The organism is Qipengyuania sp. 902 (assembly GCF_051195295.1).
GTDB lineage: Bacteria > Pseudomonadota > Alphaproteobacteria > Sphingomonadales > Sphingomonadaceae > Qipengyuania.
In genome coordinates this window covers 295,541-312,769 of the sequence record NZ_JBNJLJ010000004.1, presented here as the reverse complement: position 1 = coordinate 312,769, position 17,229 = coordinate 295,541, and the positions used below count along the sequence as shown (strand labels likewise).

The 17,229-nt window shown below is 57.9% G+C and carries 17 protein-coding genes; 11 read left to right on the top strand and 6 right to left on the bottom strand.

Annotation, left to right across the window (positions count from 1 at the left end):
- Window positions 1–248, top strand: a 248-nt coding sequence (locus ACSH0F_RS13825) for a hypothetical protein (RefSeq protein ID WP_435203732.1), incomplete at its 5' end; no start/stop codon positions are given.
- On the opposite strand, the gene ACSH0F_RS13820 is transcribed toward ACSH0F_RS13825, so the two are convergent.
- The 3 genes from ACSH0F_RS13820 to ACSH0F_RS13810 are packed head-to-tail and all read right to left on the bottom strand — an operon-like array spanning window position 206 to window position 2,082.
- Window positions 206–1,537, bottom strand: a complete 1,332-nt coding sequence (locus ACSH0F_RS13820; RefSeq protein WP_435203731.1) for a dihydrolipoyl dehydrogenase family protein — start codon at window positions 1,535–1,537, stop codon at window positions 206–208. The genes ACSH0F_RS13825 and ACSH0F_RS13820 overlap by 43 nt on opposite strands.
- Window positions 1,530–1,742: a GDCCVxC domain-containing (seleno)protein gene (locus ACSH0F_RS13815; protein WP_435203730.1), complete on the bottom strand. Its 213-nt coding sequence runs from the start codon at window positions 1,740–1,742 to the stop codon at window positions 1,530–1,532. Before ACSH0F_RS13815 ends, ACSH0F_RS13820 begins: the two co-directional genes overlap by 8 nt.
- On the bottom strand, window positions 1,735–2,082 hold the full coding sequence (locus ACSH0F_RS13810; RefSeq protein ID WP_435203729.1) for a mercuric transporter MerT family protein: 348 nt from the start codon (window positions 2,080–2,082) through the stop codon (window positions 1,735–1,737). Before ACSH0F_RS13810 ends, ACSH0F_RS13815 begins: the two co-directional genes overlap by 8 nt.
- Window positions 2,083–2,157: 75 nt before the next feature.
- On the opposite strand from ACSH0F_RS13810, the gene ACSH0F_RS13805 reads away from it, so the two are divergent.
- Window positions 2,158–2,547: a MerR family transcriptional regulator gene (locus ACSH0F_RS13805; RefSeq protein WP_435203728.1), complete on the top strand. Its 390-nt coding sequence runs from the start codon at window positions 2,158–2,160 to the stop codon at window positions 2,545–2,547.
- Between the two features lie 410 nt (window positions 2,548–2,957).
- On the opposite strand, the gene ACSH0F_RS13800 is transcribed toward ACSH0F_RS13805, so the two are convergent.
- Both ACSH0F_RS13800 and ACSH0F_RS13795 read right to left on the bottom strand, forming a co-directional pair.
- Window positions 2,958–4,157 (bottom strand): tyrosine-type recombinase/integrase, encoded by a 1,200-nt coding sequence (locus ACSH0F_RS13800; protein ID WP_435203727.1) that lies wholly within the window; start codon window positions 4,155–4,157, stop codon window positions 2,958–2,960.
- A complete protein-coding gene (locus ACSH0F_RS13795) occupies window positions 4,157–4,342 on the bottom strand; it encodes a helix-turn-helix domain-containing protein (protein WP_435203726.1) in 186 nt (61 codons plus the stop codon). Before ACSH0F_RS13795 ends, ACSH0F_RS13800 begins: the two co-directional genes overlap by 1 nt.
- A 143-nt stretch (window positions 4,343–4,485) precedes the next feature.
- Here ACSH0F_RS13795 and ACSH0F_RS13790 point away from each other — a divergent pair, with 143 nt between their 5' ends.
- The 7 genes from ACSH0F_RS13790 (at window position 4,486) to ACSH0F_RS13760 (ending at window position 11,167) form a co-directional block, all read left to right on the top strand.
- The gene (locus ACSH0F_RS13790) at window positions 4,486–5,025 is read left to right on the top strand and encodes a helix-turn-helix domain-containing protein (RefSeq protein ID WP_435203725.1); all 540 of its coding nucleotides are present in this window, start codon (window positions 4,486–4,488) and stop codon (window positions 5,023–5,025) included.
- 77 nt (window positions 5,026–5,102) lie between these two features.
- A complete protein-coding gene (locus ACSH0F_RS13785) occupies window positions 5,103–5,564 on the top strand; it encodes a hypothetical protein (protein ID WP_435203724.1) in 462 nt (153 codons plus the stop codon).
- Between the two features lie 272 nt (window positions 5,565–5,836).
- On the top strand, window positions 5,837–6,097 hold the full coding sequence (locus ACSH0F_RS13780) for a hypothetical protein (protein ID WP_435203723.1): 261 nt from the start codon (window positions 5,837–5,839) through the stop codon (window positions 6,095–6,097).
- Between the two features lie 348 nt (window positions 6,098–6,445).
- Window positions 6,446–8,266, top strand: coding sequence for a type I restriction-modification system subunit M (locus ACSH0F_RS13775; RefSeq protein WP_435203722.1), 1,821 nt, complete (start codon window positions 6,446–6,448; stop codon window positions 8,264–8,266).
- Window positions 8,263–9,537 carry a hypothetical protein gene (locus tag ACSH0F_RS13770; protein WP_435203721.1) on the top strand — a complete coding sequence of 425 codons (1,275 nt, stop codon included), beginning with the start codon at window positions 8,263–8,265 and terminating at the stop codon, window positions 9,535–9,537. Before ACSH0F_RS13775 ends, ACSH0F_RS13770 begins: the two co-directional genes overlap by 4 nt.
- The gene (locus tag ACSH0F_RS13765) at window positions 9,534–10,061 is read left to right on the top strand and encodes a hypothetical protein (RefSeq protein ID WP_435203720.1); all 528 of its coding nucleotides are present in this window, start codon (window positions 9,534–9,536) and stop codon (window positions 10,059–10,061) included. Before ACSH0F_RS13770 ends, ACSH0F_RS13765 begins: the two co-directional genes overlap by 4 nt.
- Entirely contained in the window at window positions 10,061–11,167 is a 1,107-nt protein-coding gene (locus ACSH0F_RS13760) for a DUF4268 domain-containing protein (protein ID WP_435203719.1), read from the top strand. Before ACSH0F_RS13765 ends, ACSH0F_RS13760 begins: the two co-directional genes overlap by 1 nt.
- On the opposite strand, the gene ACSH0F_RS13755 is transcribed toward ACSH0F_RS13760, so the two are convergent.
- On the bottom strand, window positions 11,157–11,441 hold the full coding sequence (locus ACSH0F_RS13755) for a hypothetical protein (RefSeq protein ID WP_435203718.1): 285 nt from the start codon (window positions 11,439–11,441) through the stop codon (window positions 11,157–11,159). The genes ACSH0F_RS13760 and ACSH0F_RS13755 overlap by 11 nt on opposite strands.
- A 63-nt stretch (window positions 11,442–11,504) precedes the next feature.
- Here ACSH0F_RS13755 and ACSH0F_RS13750 point away from each other — a divergent pair, with 63 nt between their 5' ends.
- The gene (locus tag ACSH0F_RS13750) at window positions 11,505–14,270 is read left to right on the top strand and encodes a type I restriction endonuclease subunit R (RefSeq protein ID WP_435203717.1); all 2,766 of its coding nucleotides are present in this window, start codon (window positions 11,505–11,507) and stop codon (window positions 14,268–14,270) included.
- A 605-nt stretch (window positions 14,271–14,875) separates the two neighbouring features.
- Complete coding sequence (locus ACSH0F_RS13745; protein WP_435203716.1) at window positions 14,876–17,218, top strand: N-6 DNA methylase; 2,343 nt, start codon at window positions 14,876–14,878, stop codon at window positions 17,216–17,218.
- The last annotated feature ends 11 nt before the right edge of the window (window positions 17,219–17,229 follow it).

Sequence of the window (17,229 nt, the reverse complement as noted above, 5' to 3'; positions counted from 1 at the left end):
TCTCGGACCAGACGCTACGCCCGTCGTTCTACATCACCCTCACCACAAGCAACCATCCCGCGAAGCGGGTTCGTGCAACGACGCCAAAGCAGACGCATGCCGACCTTTGTTGCTTCTTCAATGCGGTCGATCATTTAGCGAAAAGCAATGGGTATCTGCAGCATCCGTTAGGGAGTTTCAGGCGACTGGGTGAAGTCGCCGCACGTCAACCGACCATGTATCCTGCGTCAGACGCTGCTGTCGGGTAAGCGAACATCGTCGATTGAATATCGTTTGCAGTCAGCCCATGCCGGATGGCGAGACTGAAAATATTGATAAGTTCGTCAGCGTCGGGGCCGACGAGGTGTGCACCCAGAATGCGGTCCGAGCCTTTCTCGATCAGAACCTTGTGTCCATAAATCTCCTCGTTCAGACGCCGCGCCGAAAACCAGCTTGGGTGTGATCCAGCGTTCACCTCGAAATCCAAACCGGCTTCGCGCGCTTCGCGTTCCAGCGCCCCGACCCTCGCTGCGGGCGGTTCGGTGAAGAGTACGCTCGGCACGCCCCGGTAATTTGGTTTTCGACCGCTATCTTCGAGTATATTCTCCACCACGACCTTTGCATCGTGACTGGAAACAGGTGTCAGAGGCGGCCCATTGGCGGCAGCGTCCCCAGCGGCGAACACTTTGTCATTGCTTTGGCTGCGGAGCTGCGGGGTAAGCAACAAACCGGATTTACCCCGAGCTACTTCACCCGCCTCCAGGTCGAGTTCGCCGATTGCGGGCACTCTGCCTGCTGCATGCACTGCGAGTTCTGTCTCGATCGTGCGGTCGCCAGCGTGCACCGTGAGACCCGAGCCATTGTCCGTCACGCCGCTGACTTCCGCGTCCACAATCTCAATTCCTAGATCATCAAAACTCGGCATCAGCCATCCGACGATGTCAGGGTCGAATGCCTTCAATAGACGGCCACGTTGGAGGATCGTGACTTTGGCTCCGGCGCGTGCAGCGAGATGGGCAAATTCCGCCGCAATATAACCACCGCCGACGAACACGATCTGATCAGGAAGTGTATCCAGTTCGAGAAAGGCGTCGCTGTGGGTCAACAATTCCTCACCTTTGATCCCAAGCGGTCGAGGGGTCGCTCCGGTTGCGATCAGTGCGTGGGAGAACCGCAGGTCGTTACCCTCCACTTTGATCCGATCGGGGCCAGCGAAGCGCGCCCTGCCGTGGAACGTTGCAACGCCCTTGCGTTCGTATTGCGCCTGTTGCTTTTCTGGGACGGGATCGGTGAAGCTGCGCTTGAAGGCCTGTAGTTCGTTCCAGTCTATTGAAGCCGACCCATGGATACCGTTCCTTTCCATTCGCCTGAAAGCTGCGAGCGCCTCCTCGCCGCTAACCATCATCTTTTTGGGGTCGCACCCGCGAAGGGCGCACGTGCCCCCATAGGGACGATAATCGATAACCGCGCATCGCTTCCCCTCCTCGGCCATGCGATGGACAGCGACCTGCGCAGCCGTTCCGGAACCGATTGCGATGAAGTCAAACTTCTCAGCCACTACAGCAATTTCCCTCTTGGATCGGTGGGCAGGGGACCGTGCCGTATGAACAGAACACGCAGCAATCGCCGTGAAGCGGCTGAAGGCGTACGCCGCAGCCCGAGCAATTATAGAAAAACATGCAGGCGTTGGTCGGCATTTCCTCTTCCTTCTCGTGCCCGCACTCAGGGCAACGCAGGCGAGAAATCAAAATCAGTTCAGCCATAAAAGAAAGCTCCAATTAGCAATACCGCACCGATAGCGATCCCTACGGCGGTCAAAACCCGATAGGTTGGTGAGCCACAACTCCCATCAGCCGGGCACGTTCGGGCGGTGTGAAATTGCCAAAGTAGTCGGAGGGTTGCCGCGAAAAGCAGAACCGATGCGAGGATAAGAAGCGGTGACCGATAGGGCGCTACGACCGGTGAAACACTGCCAAGCCAAGCCGAACCCACGCCTACCGACGCCAGTGCCAAAGGAAGCGCACAGCAAGCAGCAGCACCGAATGCTGCAAAGAGGCCGCCGCCCGTAGCTAATCCGTTCCACCAAGTGCCAAGGCTGCGCATTGATTGTCCTTTTGCAGAATCCGAGTCGCAGCCGTATCTACTGTCTGTAGCAACTACAGACTCAAGGGGTTTTGTGTGAAAATCGGTGAAGTGTCGAAGCAAACCGGATGCAACATCGAGACGATCCGCTATTACGAACGGATCGGCGTGATTGAGCCGCCCCCGCGCAAGGGTGCTTACCGCGATTATGGTCCGTCGGATATAGAGCGCCTCCGTTTCATCCGGCGCGCACGAGAACTCGGCTTTTCGCTTGAAGAGGTGCAAGCACTGCTCGATCTTGCGCCCCGACCGCAGAAGAATTGCGATCGAGTGCAATCGATCGCCGAACAGCACCTATCAAATGTTCGCACCAAGCTAGCAGATCTCAAACGGATGGAAATTGCTCTCGCCACATTGGTCGAACAGTGCGGCACAGGGAATCATGATCAATGTCCGGTGGTAGAGAGTTTAACCGGTAACGACTGAAACGGCCGCGCAGCAAGGTTCGAGCGCACCAGATAAAACCGGCAGCTATTCACCCCATTTCGGAAATCACGGCGCCGCTCGGAACCTCCTGAAAGCGGACGTCACCGAAGTCCGACCGCTATGACCGCATTTCGGGAGTCGCGGGCGATTGAGCGAATGACCGAAAATGAAGCGCGAAGCAGAACCGATTAGGGCAAGTCAGTGGAAATTCTCCAATGATTTGAGTGCCCATCTTTGTCCTTTTCTGGGCACCAGTAGTTTCTTCGCGCGACATCGCGATCGGGTGGAATTCATTGAAAATAATTGAGAAAATCTCGGGCGAGCTTCGTGGTTGGTCGCCGGAGGTTGCGTTAATTCGCATGTTTGGGGGGGGGCAGTTTGGGGGTCTTTTTTCATTCGACCCCCAACCTCTAGACCGCATTCATCTGCCTCAGAGAATCGATCTTGTCTGACCACCACTGCATCATCCTTACGCGCTCGTCCCAATATTGTGTGCGGTTGTAGACTGCACGGACGGCATTGCTGTCTTGGTGCGCCAAAGCGCGTTCGATGGCATCAGGATGAAACTCGTTACTCTCGTTCAGTAGCGAGGAGGCGGTGGTGCGAAAACCATGGGCAGTCATGATTCCCCCATATCCCATCCGCTTGAGCGCGCCGGTGACGGCGTTCTCGGAGAGCGGCTTCTTGGGATTGAAGCTCGGAAACACATATTCGCTGTAGGCGGCGACGTCCTTCATGGAACGGATGATGCAGATTGCTTGCCGAGAAAGAGGCACGCGGTGCTCACGACGCTTCTTGGTTTTGCCCGCCGGGATCGTCCAAATAGCTGCTTCGAAATCAACATCAGCCCACTTCATCGTGCGGATCTCACCAGGACGCTGAAAAAGGTGCGCCGAGAGCTTCATGGCGGCATTGGTGGACGGAAAGCCGCTATACCTATCAATTGCTCGCAGCAGCTCTGCTAGCGCCTTTGGTTCGATCACTGCGGGGTGATGGCGAACAGACGGTGTAGCCAGCGCCCCTCGCAGCGCCGAAGCAGGATTGTTCTCTGCACGGCCAGTCGCGATAGCATAATCGAGCACGCGCCCAACAAGCGACCGGAGCCTTCGAGCAGTCTCGCGCCGACCAGACTCCTGAATGTCGTTCAATGCCGCAAGGAGAAGCGGTGCGGTGATCTCCCTGACCGGCACGCGGCCGAGTTTAGGTTCGACCAACGAGAGCAGCCACTCGTTCTTTTTGCGGGTAGCATAACCGATCGCCTTGTCGCCGTCATTCGCTCGCTTTGCGTTAAATTCGCGCGCAACGGAAGCAAACGTATGTTCGGCTGCGAGCTGCGCTTCGAGTTTTTGATCGCGGCGCTGCTGAAGCGGATCGACCCCATCAGCGACCAAAGCGCGTGCTTCATCTCGTTTTGCGCGGGCTGACTTGAGGCTTACATCAGGAAATGGGCCAAAGCTGATTTTCTTCTTCTTCCCTTGAAAGGAGTAGCGAAGATGCCAGCGCTTTGATCCGTTCGGCGACACTTGAAGATACAGCCCTCTCTCGTCCGGTAGCTTCCATGGTCTCGATCGCGGCAGCGCAGCTTCAATCTCTTTGACGGTCAGCGGCATCACGATGCTCCAGCTTGAACTGCGTGACGCTGGACAAGCGCTTCAACAGACTCAGCAGGAATAAGCGTCGCGCGCCCAAGCTTGATCTTCTGGAGCTCGCCATCGCGAAGGAGCTTGTGAATGGTGGTTTTGCCTAGGCCGAGAGCCTGTGCAACTTCGTCAATTTTGTAGGTTAAACGTTTCACGTGGGTCTTCCTTGTGTGTCTTTGTGAGCATGCGTGATCAGTCGCACACATCTACGGTTGCAGGAGTGCGTTCTAGATAACACACATACAGGTCATGTCAATATGTTTGACACGCATGCGTGTGATCTGCCATCCTACCACCTATGGAGAATGACTATCCTTTTGCAGACACGCTCGCATGCCGGATGCTTGCCGAAGGCATTGCACGGGCGAGGGAAGATAATGGCCTTAGCGTCAGGCAGATCGGCAAACAGATGGGTTACAAGACAGCGGTTGTTCTGAGCCACATGGCCACTGGTCGCGTCCCGATCCCAATAGACCGAGCTGAAGAACTAGCCGGGATATTGGGCATGGCGAAAAGCGCCTTCTTAAGGGCTGTTCTCATTCAACGTCACCCTGACGTGGACTGGGAGTCGTTGTCCTCAAGTCATCAACCGGGCAGTCCTGACAACCTTGCATTCGAACTTGAAGCTATTCTCGGCGCTCGACTAAAGGATCTCACTCGCGAACAGCGGGCTGTATTGCGCGAAGTCGTGGGCGAACGTTCCCCGCAGAAGCGATGGTTGTCCGTTCACGAACTGTATGTTGTGGAAGTTCTGCGCAATGCATTTCCGCAGCTTCAGACGGAAGGGATGGATCCTGACGGATTGGAAAAACTTATCTCGGCATTGAGTGAGACGTAGCTCAACACCAAAGGTGCGTGCCGAATAGAATGCAATTTTTGTGGCGGACACGCGTGTTGTTTGCTATCCTATGTGTTATGGGAACGACACAACCACCGCTGAAAGAACGCGCAGCGATCACCAACTGGTGCGCAAATGATAATTATACGCACGCTATCACATTGAATACGGACAGGGAGCTGACGCTGCCGCGCCTCAGAAGCATCTGCTCCACCTTCTGCCACAGGCTGGATAAGCGAGTGCTGAGAGTGCGTAACCTGAGCGGCATTCCCGTCGAGAGCCGCACACGAGCAATCTTCTTCCCGGAGAATCTCGAGACCAACGCACACTTGCACGGCCTCGCCGATTTCGCTCACGCGTTGCAGACCCTGGGGAGCGAAGGACTGCTCAAGATGGAAGTTCGCTTTGCTTGGATGGCAGCAACTCGAGGCGCTGGATCTGTGCACCTCGAGTCCGCTCCCGACCGGGGATGGGCCGAATATTCGACAAAGGGCTTCGACGGCACTTATTTTTTGGCTGCTGATTTCCACCCGCAATAGGCCCAACCTACATACCCGCCGCGATCGCGGGGACTGTGCCCCAGCCGCCGGCGGGTCTCCACAGACGCCATATGGCAGTTGCCGACAGCCTCGGCAGCATTCCTGGACCTATGGGGAAATGCCAAAGGTGACCTCATGAATTGAAGGGCCTTAGTATGGCAGGTTGTCAGCGCTCACATGCTTTATCCAAAGCCAGCCCTGCATTGCCCACCCGACTTCCATGAAACTCTCTGTCACGGTGATTGCATCAATAACGATCAAAAAGGTGATGCATGAGACTCTTTACCGCCGAAGACATCAAGTTCGAACCCGTGGTCATGATGGCTCTCCACGAGCATGATGTGATCTCTAGCTTTCATTGGGCGCTCATGAATGGCTTTGGCTTCTGGCCAAGCATGGATATGACCGTTCGCGCAAGGCATGTGAACAGTCTGCCTCGCTCTGACGACCTGTGGCGCCTCCTCGCAGAAAATGACAGGGGCTTCGCGACATTAGGCAAGGATGGTTGGAAGCGAGTGCCCTACCGAACTTAGCAAGTGCTTGGCGCGTTGCATGGGTCTTCTAGGGAGTGCTTTCCATTCCAAGCAACGCGCCGCCTTTGAAAGCTACTCTTAGTTCCCAATTCCGAGAAGTCCTAGATCACGATCCACTTCTCCATCCGGAACCCGCCTATCCGCCGAAGTCGGCGCCCATTGCCCTTGCATCGAGGGCAGATGCTTCGAAACCTTGCAACGAGGCAAATCTAAGAAAACCGGGAGATTCGCCGCATCGCGCCGTCCCGGAATTAAGCTCCACGTCAATAGACCGACACGGACAGACTTTACTTAATGATCTTGCCCGACGGATTGCTCTTCGCCAAAGAAAGCCTGAGGGGAATCTAGGTGAATCATCAATCTCTTTCGGCGTTTATCTGGTCGGTCGCGGACCTCCTGCGCGGCGACTACAAGCAATCGGAATACGGGCGGGTTATCCTGCCTTTCACGGTGCTCCGGCGCCTCGACTGCGTGCTCGCACCCACCAAGGAAGCGGTTCTCGAAGCAGCTAGTAAGGGCCACCCCTACCCGATGCTGCTGCGCGCATCCGGCACGACCTTCTTCAACCGCAGTCCGCTCGATCTCGTGAAGCTGGTCGGCGATCAGGACAACATCGCCACCAACCTCTTGAGCTACGTGCAGGGGTTCTCGCCGGAGGTGCGCGACATCTTCGAGCAGTTCGAGTTCTCTGCGCAGATCGACAGGCTCGCCAAAAACGGTCTGCTCTATCAGGTCTCCGAGCGGTTTGCTGGCATTGACCTCCACCCCAGCGCCGTCGATAACAACCAGATGGGGCTCGTCTTCGAGGAGCTGATCCGGCGCTTCGCGGAGATCTCGAACGAGACGGCTGGTGAGCACTTCACCCCGCGCGAAGTCATCCGGCTTATGGTCAACCTGATCTTCGTCGAGGATGACGATGTGCTGTCCAAGCCCAGCGTCGTGCGCACCATCTATGACCCAACGGCAGGCACTGGTGGCATGCTCTCGATCGCCGGGGAATATTTGCACGAGCATAACCCGCAGGCGCACCTCACCATGTCGGGGCAGGAGCTGAACCCGGAGTCCTACGCGATCTGCAAGGCCGACATGCTCATCAAGGGGCAGGACATCACCAAGATCGTGCAGGGCAACACGCTCTCTGATGACGGTCACCCCGGCCAGACCTTCGACTACATGCTCTCCAACCCACCCTTCGGCGTGGAATGGAAGAAGGTGCAGAAGGAGGTGAAGGACGAGCACCAACGGCTGGGCCATGCCGGCCGCTTTGGTCCCGGCCTACCGCGCGTGTCCGATGGCTCGCTGCTGTTTTTGATGCACTTGCTGTCAAAAATGCGGCCGAAGGCTGAAGGCGGCTGCCGCTTCGGCATCGTGCTCAACGGCTCACCGCTATTCACCGGCGCGGCTGGTAGCGGAGAGAGCGAGATCAGGCGCTATGTGCTGGAGAACGACCTCGTGGAGGCGATCATCGCGCTGCCAACCGACATGTTCTACAACACCGGCATCGCCACCTATGTCTGGATCCTGTCGAACAAGAAGCCAGCAGAACGTGATGGCAAGGTGCAGCTGATCGACGCCAGTAGCTTCTGGCAGCGCATGCGCAAATCGCTTGGCAGCAAACGCAAGCAGATGAGCCACGACCAGATTGACGAAGTGACGCAGCTGTTCGGCGCGTTTGTCGAGGCGGAGCTGGCGACCGTGCTGGATGCAGGGGGTGAAGAGGTCGCCCGGCAGGTTGTGCGCGAGGGCGACACGGCACCTGCCGCGCCTGAAGGTGGTAAGGTGAAACTCGCACCGCTCTCACGCATCTTCGACAACAGGAGCTTTGGATACCAGACCATCACGGTCGAGCAGCCGGAGCGGGACGAGCACGGCAAGCCGGTTCTTGGGCAGCGTGGCAAGGCCAAAGGCAAGCCACTTGCTGACACCAGCCTGCGCGACACCGAGAATGTCCCGTTGGCCGAGGACGTTGTCGCCTATTTCGAGCGTGAGGTGAAACCGCATGCACCGGATGCATGGATCGACAAGTCAAAGACCAAGGTCGGCTATGAGATCCCGTTCAACCGGCATTTCTACGTGTTCGAGCCTCCTCGCCCACTGGCGGAGATCGACGCGGACCTCGGCGAAGTGTCGGACCGCATTCGCGCACTGTTGCAGGATATAGCGGCGTGAGCGTCCCAGCTTACTCCGAATACAAAGACAGCGGCGTGCCTTGGCTGGGCCAAGTGCCAGCTAGATGGCCTATCGTGCAAAGTCGCAGATACTTTTCTTTACGAAGAGAGCGGGCGAGCGAAGGCGACCGCCAGCTGACAGCATCCCAAAAATGGGGCGTAATCTACCAGGACGACTACACGCGACTGGAAGGGCAACAAGTAGTTCAGGTCATCCTGAATGCGGAAATTTTGAAGAAGGTCGAACCGAACGATTTCGTTATTAGCATGCGCAGCTTCCAAGGCGGAATTGAGTGGTGCGGATTATGCGGCAGCATCAGCTCCGCTTACGTCATGCTCATCCCTAGCGATGACGTCGTGCCCGCATACTTTCGCTACCTTTTCAAGTCGAAGGGATACATCCAAGCGCTTCAAAGCACTTCCAATCTGGTGAGGGATGGACAGGCCATGCGCTACGACAATTTTGTTCAAGTGCCATTGCCGATGCCCTCGCAGGAAGAGCAAAAGGGTATCGCAGCTTTCCTCGACCGCGAGACGGCGAAGATCGATGCGCTGGTGGCGGAGCAGGAGCAGCTGATCGCGTTGCTGAAGGAGAAACGGCAGGCGGTCATCTCGCACGCCGTCACCAAGGGTCTCGACCCCGACGCCCCCATGAAAGATAGCGGCATCGAATGGCTCGGTGAAATACCTGCTACTTGGGAATGTCTTCCGTTTAAGCGCTATATAGCTTCATCCAACGCAGGAGAGGTGATCGACAAGTCCTATTGGGGCGATGGACAAGAGTTGCTCTACACTTGTGCGATTGAACCCATACGCTCTGACTTCTCTGCGTTCCCCGATTGGAAACGGACGGCGGATCGCGACCTTCTTCTGACGCGCAACGGCACCCCTTATGTGCATGAGCCGGAGCCATCCTCGATATACAGTAACGTAGTCCAAAGAGTGACGCTCGAAGACGGGCTCTACCGTCGATACATGGCTAGGGCAGTTCAATCCGCAGCGTTCAACCTGAAAGGGTATGGGGTTTCAATCGAGAGTTTAAACTACGAAATGTGGCGCGGTCTTGTGGTGCCTGTTCCATCGCCGCCGGAGCAAGAGGCCATCGTAACATTTATCGACCAAGAAACAGCGAAGATCGATGATCTCGCGGTAGAGGCGCAACTCGCTCGTGATCTTCTCAAGGAACGCCGCGCTGTGCTGGTATTCGCCGCAGTCACCGGCAAGATCGACGTGCGCGGGTTGGTCGAGCAACAGGAAATGGAGGCTGCATGAGCCTAGAGAAGATCATCGCGTCATTGCCCGACAGGTCTGCCGGCGAGCTTAAGCAAATGCGGCTCAACGCCATCGAGCAATCCGAGAGCGATGACCCGAAAAAGGCAGCTGAAGCCCAGCAATTCCTCGCAGCACTCGACGAGGTCGAGGCAGACGAGCACGCGGAGCTAATTGCCGAGGTCAAAGGTCTGGAGCCAGCGGAGAGGGTCATCAAGGCATTCAAGGCCGAGCCAATGACAGACACAGAGGAGAGACTAATTCAGGTGCTGCTCGACAACCCCAACTCAACGTCTGGCGAACTCACCGAGAGGATCAGCTGGAAGGGCATGAGCTGGCATCTGCACTTCGGCACCATGTGCGCGAACCGCGGCGTCTACCTCGGTCAGCCCCCTAAGGCGACGACACCCAACGGCAAGTTCTACACCGGCATCCTCGCCGACTTCGACAACGTTGCGAGCCGCTTCACCATGAAGCCCGATGTCGCCGCAGCATTCGCGCAGGTGGGTCTGAAGGGCAAAAGCTGATGGCGATCTACTCGCTCACTGACAAAGAGCTTGTCCCCGTTTCCGCGACCAGCTTCACCGCCGAGAACATCCACGAGCGCACGCATATCCAGCAGCTGCTGAAAGCGAATATTACGGTGCTCGACGCGGGCTTGATGGTCATCGCCGAGGAGTTCGGGGAGTGGATCGACAGCTCGCGGCGCATCGACCTGCTTTGCCTTGATAGCGGCGCGAACCTCGTCGTTGTCGAGCTGAAGCGCACGGAGGACGGTGGGCACATGGAATTGCAGGCGTTGCGATACGCCGCGATGATTTCCGCAATGACCTTCGAGCAGCTGGTGGAGACCCACGCCCGCTTTCTTAACCCCGGTCAGCCTGACCATGAAGAAGCGGGAGCTGCGATCCTGAAATTCCTTGGATGGGATGGACCCGACGAGGATCAGTTCGGTCAGGACACACGGATCATTCTGGCATCGGCCAACTTTAGCAAAGAACTGACCACGGCGGTCTTGTGGCTGCGCGACCGAGACATCGATATTCGCTGTATGCGACTTCAGCCTTACCGGATGGATAGCGGTGTGGTGCTCCTCGATGTCCAGCCGATCATTCCCTTGCCGGAGACTGCCAGCTTCCAAACTCAGATCGGTGTGAAGCGGCAAGCGGAGCGCAAACACCGAACCGAGCGACATGACTTGCGATACAAGTTTTGGGAAGGGCTGCTCGAGTTTGCGCGTGCTCGAACGGACCTCCACATCAATCGCAAGCCCACGAAGGACAATTGGATCGCGGGTGGGATAGGGCGCAAAGGCTTCCAGCTCAGCTACGTTATTCGCCAGCAGGATAGCCAAGTCGAATTGTGGATCAGTCATGGCAAGAAGCAGGCGGACAAAAACCGCGCTGCATTTGAGCAGCTGCAGCAATACAAACAGGAGATCGAAGCGAGTTTTGGCGCACCGCTCGATTGGATGCCGCTTGAAAACAATGACGGGTGTCGGATCCGTTACGTTATTGATGGTGGCTGGAAAACCTCGCCGGAGCGATGGCCGGAAACTTACGAACAGTTGGTGGATGCTATGATCCGCCTCAATATTGCGCTGCGTGACCATGTAGCAGAACTCAAATTGTGAGCTTACTGTGAGCCTGCACAAGGAAATCATCTTCGAGGACGAAATCTGCGACCACCTTGGCGCGGCTGGTTGGATCTACGAGGAAGGCGCTGCGGCACGCTATGACCGCGAGCGTGCGCTCTTCCCCGAAGACCTTCGCGACTGGCTGCAGGAGACGCAGCCGAAGGTATGGGAGGCTCTGGAGAAAGCGCACGGTGCAGCAGCGCTTAATGTGCTTGGCGACCGTCTCCGCAAGCAACTGGACGACCGTGGCGCATTGGATGTTCTGCGCCATGGCCTCGAACTGATCGGAGTGCGTGGCCTGGTGAGCCTCGCGCAGTTCGCTCCTGCGTCTGGCATGAACCCCGACATCGTCGCTCGCTACGAGGCGAACAAGCTGCGTGTCGTCCGTCAGCTGCGCTACTCGCGCTGGAACGAGAACAGCATCGACATAGGTCTCTTCCTCAACGGAATGCCGATCGCGACCACCGAGTTGAAGACTGACTTCACGCAGAGCATAGGCGATGCGATGGACCAGTATAGGTTCGACCGTAACCCGCGAAACGAGCCGCTGCTGACCTTCGCCCGCGGGGCTCTCGTGCATTTCGCGGTATCAAACCGCGAAGTCATGATGACCACCAAGCTGGAAGGTGGGAAGACGCGCTTCCTACCCTTCAACCGGGGCAACAACGGAGGGAAGGGGAACGTCGCCGATGGTCCCGGCCACCCGACTTCCTATCTTTGGAAAGAGGTCTGGCAGCGCGACAGCTGGCTCGAACTGATCGGCCGCTACATGATCGCCAAGCGCGACAAGAAGAAGCAGATCACCACGGTGATCTTCCCGCGCTATCATCAGCTCGACGCGACAAGGAAGCTGCGTGAGCAGGTGCGCAACGAAGGTGCCGGTGGTCGTTTCCTCATCCAGCACAGCGCCGGATCCGGCAAAACCAACTCGATCGCTTGGTCAGCGCACTTCCTCGCTGACTTGCACGACGAGACTAATCAGAAAGTGTTTTCGAGCGTGATCGTGGTCTCTGACCGCAACGTGATCGACGCACAGCTGCAAGAAGCGCTGTTCGAGTTCGAGCGCACAAAAGGTGTCGTCGCGACTATCACGAGCGACGGTGGGAGCAAGAGCGCTGCGCTGGCAGATGCACTCGACGCGGGAAAGAAGATCATTGTCTGCACCATGCAAACATTCCCCTTTGCTTTAGAGGCAGTGCGAGAACGCGCAGCGACCGATGGAAAGAAGTTCGCTGTGATCGCCGATGAGGCGCACAGCAGCCAAGCCGGCGAGACCGCAGCGAAGCTCAAGGCTGTCCTGTCACCCGAAGAAATTGAAGAGCTAGGTGATGGCGGCGAGGTAAGCGCGGAAGATGTTCTCGCCGCACAAATGGCCGCGCGTGCAGCCGAGGATGGGGTGACCTACATTGCTTTCACAGCGACGCCCAAGACGAAGACAATGGAGCTTTTTGGGCGCAGGCCGAACCCTGACGCATCGGCGAGCGACGACAACAAGCCAAAGCCATTCCACGTCTACTCAATGCGGCAGGCGATCGAGGAAGGCTTCATCCTCGACGTCCTGAAGAACTACACACCTTACAAGCTCGCCTTCAAACTCGCCAGCGGCGGGCAGGAATGGGACGAGCTGGAAGTCGAGAAGAGCGCGGCCATGAAAGGCATCATGCGCTGGGTTCGGCTGCATCCGTATAACATCTCGCAGAAGGTCCAGATCGTGGTCGAGCACTTCCGCGAGAATGTCGCGCCATTGTTAGACGGCAAGGCGAAGGCGATGGTTGTGCTTGGAAGCCGTCTCGAAGCCGTCAGATGGCAATTGGCGATCGAAGCCTACATCAAGTCGCAAGGCTATCGCATGCGCACCCTCGTGGCCTTTTCTGGAGAGGTGAACGACCCAGAGAGAAAGGGCGAGAGCTTCACGGAGGCGAGCGCGAAGCTGAACCCCGGTCTGCGTGGCCGCGACATTCGCGATGCTTTCAACGACGAGGAATGCAAGCTGCTACTCGTTGCGAACAAGTTCCAGACCGGGTTCGATCAACCGCTTCTGTGCGGCATGTATATTGATCGTCGGCTGGCGGGTATTCAGGCGGTGCAAACGCTATCTCGTCTGAATCGCTCGCACCCCGGTAAGGACACCACATACATCCTCGACTTCGTGAACAGCTCCGAGGAAGTGCTGGCGGCCTTCAGGCAGTATTATGAGACCGCGGAGATCGAGGCCGAGACCGACCCGAACCTAATCTTCGATCTGCGCCAGAAGCTGGATGCTTCGGGTCACTACGACCAGTTCGAGATCGACCGCCTGGTAGCAGTCGAACTCGATCCCAATGCGACGCAGGGACAGCTGATCGCCGCGATCGAACCCGTCGCGCAGCGCATGGTTACACAGTTCAGTGAGGCCAAGGATCGATACAAGACGGCTATCGACGCAAAGGACAGGAAAGCCGCGAACCAAGCCAAAGAAGAGATGGAAGTGCTGCTCCAAGTGCGCGGCGACATGGCGGCTTACACACGCATCTATGGTTTCCTGTCCCAGATCTTCGACTACGGCAGCACCGAGATCGAAAAGCGCCACATGGTCTACAAGCGCCTAGCCCCGTTGTTGCAGTTCGGTCGGGAGCGCGATGGCGTGGACCTGTCAGGAGTTCGGCTCACGCATCACAACCTCAAAGACGAGGGTGCGCGCACGCTACAGGTGGGTAACGATCGACCCGCGCTTCCGCCGATAAGCGGGGTTGGCTCTGGAACGGTTCAGGAGAAGGAAAAGGCGCTGCTCGTGGAGATCATCGCCAAGGTGAATGACCTTTTCGACGGTGACCTAACCGATGACGATCAGCTCATCTATGTGAACAACGTCATCAAGGGAAAGCTGCTGGAGTCAGAAGAGCTGCGCTCCCAAGCGCGGAACAACAGCAAGACACAATTTGCCAGCTCGCCGACGCTTGCGAGCGCAATCCTGGACGCCGTCATCGATGCTTTGGCCGCGCACGAGAGCATGAGTTCGCAAGCGCTGAACTCGGCGAAGGTGCGCGAGGGACTGCGCGATGTGCTGTTGGGGCCGGGGCAGCTCTACGAGGAGCTGCGGAAGGACGTTGAGCTGGAGTAGTATCTGGTTGCAGTGGGACTGTCCCTTGGAGAAACCTATCTTAGACGCAGAGCAGGTGCGTTCTCTGCGCGAACAAGGGCTCGGAGCGACCGAAATAGCGACAAATCTCGGGATCGCATGAGCGAGCGTCTACCGTGCGCCAGAAGACGAACCTGTCACCGCGACATACTCGGGGCCGGATCAGAGAAGCCCTAGAGCCTGCCAGAGTGCTCTACCCCGATGCTGCCTATCAGGGGGTAAGGGAAGGCTGCCCATCCACCGAGGGCGTCCGCTTCTTGGCCAACGAGTTTCGGTAATGTATGGGAATGGCCGCCCATGGGGCCGCCTTCATCATGTGCTGTTTTAAGTCCATGGGTAAGAGAGGCAAAGACGCAACGTCTTTGCGAGTGATACGCCATACGCTGACGCTCCCCTCCGGTCTCCAATTCGCTTATCAAATGACCCCTAGCACCTTAGACAGACTCAAGGTGCGTGCGGGATTTGCCGGTCCGTCTCTTGGTCTATCTTGACTATAAGCTTGTGGTCCTCGCCAATTTAGGCAATAAGCAATTCGCGCGGCACGCCTCCCGGAGGAAGGGCCGCGCGTTTGATTCAAGGGGCTCGGAATGTCTTTGGAGTTTGCCGAGAATTTGAGCCGCCAGCTCGGTCTCGCTCACGCCCTCCTCTTGGGCGTTGAACGCGACGCGGAGCAGCGCCACCATGCGTTGCTGGACGGCGTCGACGGCAGCTTCTCGCTATCATCCGGTCCTATTGACGTTGAGCGCGTGCTCGACTGGACCTGGTCGTCGCAGCTTCCCACCCACGCGACGATCGATGGCGATGTAGTCACAGTGCGGCAGGTCGCGTCTAACGCCCGGCCGCTACTCTTCAAGCGCGACCAAGTTGAACGTAAGCCTGAGGGCTTTCTCTCCGCCATCATCTCAAAGCGGATCGAGCCGCCGATCGATGTCGTCGACCATCTAGTCGGCTGCTTCCGTTCGCATCGCCATGTCGCAGCCGCCGCACGCCTGAACGACATCGATACGCTCAAGACCTTCCTGCGTGTTATAGCGCAGGAGATTCGTGGGGTGCACGAATTGGACGCGGTCCCCCACGACCTTTTGATCGATACGAAAGATAGTCTGCCAGCCGACCATGAGGAACGCTTGCGCGAGGAACTGCGCTTCAGCAGGCGTGCAGGTCGTCACGCCGAACTTGGTTTGACCATGCGCCATGTAGCGGGAATGGTATTTCAGGAAGCGCATGCGGATCTGCTAACTGAGCCGCTGCAGCCCCAATTGTTCGGGCTCGCACCAGTGCCAGACCGCGCGAACCGCACCCAACTTGGCGCTTATTATACTCCGCCCGGTCTCGCGAGGAACCTCGCCGACCTCGCTATCGCTGATCATCTCCACAAGCCGCGGATCAAAATCGTCGACCCGGCATGCGGGTCCGGCATCTTCCTTTGCGAGGTCCTTCGTGCGCTTGAGCGTCGAGGCTATCAAGGCGAAGTCGAATTGATCGGATTTGACGTGTCCGCGAGCGCAATTATCATGGCGAAATTTGCCCTCGACTATGGCGGGTTTGCGGAAAGGCCAGGGGTCACCGTTGCGGTCCAGGTCGCGGACTTCCTCCGTCTCGCCAATCGCATTGATGCAGATGTCATCCTAATGAATCCGCCATTCCTCGCGCTGCCCGAGATGGACGTTGACGTGCGCGAGCGGCTTCAGCAGATACTTGGCGACGCCTTCCGTTACCGGCCCGACCTATCTATGGCGTTTACGTCGCTCGCTCAGCATCATCTGCGTCCAGGCGGCACCCTCGCTACATTGCTGCCAGCAGGAGCGCTGAGCCAGACTGGCGGCGTTAAATGGCGGGACGGGCTACTGCGAGGTAATGAGGTCGAACTCATAGCCGTGCTCGGCGAGCACGGCTTGTTCCGCGACGCTATCGTCAACATTGCGGCGCTTGTTTTGCGAAAGCAGGATCATGCTGCAGAGGCCGCACCGACCATGCTGTGGGCTAGCCAGAAGCGCGGCGCGAGCAGCGCGGCACTGCGGCGCCTACGGCGTTGGATGATGGGTGACCGCAATGCCGAACGAACGATCGACTGGTCCATCTATCCCACGTCTCAGCGCATGCTCGCCGAACGAGACAACTGGACGCCGCGCCCCTATAGCCTCGGCGAGCTGCCGGAGCGGTTGTCCCGCACTCCCGGTGTCGCGACGGTTCATGACCTTTTTCACGTCGAGCTCGGTGTGCGCGCAGGAAAAGTCGGCTCTGCGCTGCAGCTCGATGGCCAAGAATACGAGCGCCTGCCCACGAAGGAGCGCCGCTTGTTCCGACCCGTTGCCGAAACCCGCTCGATCCGGCACGGCCGCATCCAGCCGATAACCTGGATCTTCTATCCCGACGCAGTCATGACATCGGCGCAGATTCAGCGCGCTGCGCCGACCTTCCACGCGCGTCACTTGGCGCAGCTCGGCCTCGCCGATGACGCCCGAGTTGACCTTGAACGCGCCCGGCGAGACACCAATCTCGCTCGACGCCCGCGGCTGGTGGCTCGCGCCTTCATCGGACCCGAGAGCTTTGCCGTCGACGGAGATGGATCGTTTGTGGTCGTTCAGGGCTATTCTTGGATTCCGAAACAGCCGGTCCTCGGCGCTCCATTCGACACGACCGAACTACTCCAAGACTATGCGTTTTTGACGAACTCGCGCCTGTTCTTCGCCCTCTTACGCGAGAACGGCCGCATCGTTGGCGGTGGTCAGGTGGACGGGGCCAAGAACCAGGTGCGCCGAGTGCCGCTTCCCGATCTCGGGGCAATGTATCTTGAAACGCCTGAACTGCTCAATCAGGCGCGTGAGCTGCGTGAAATCGATCAGTCTGAACATCCTTCAGCGCAGCTTCTCGACGCGTTCACCGCTGCCGCTTATCGCACCAGTTTGGACGAGTGGTCGCTCCCATGAGCCGGCCATTG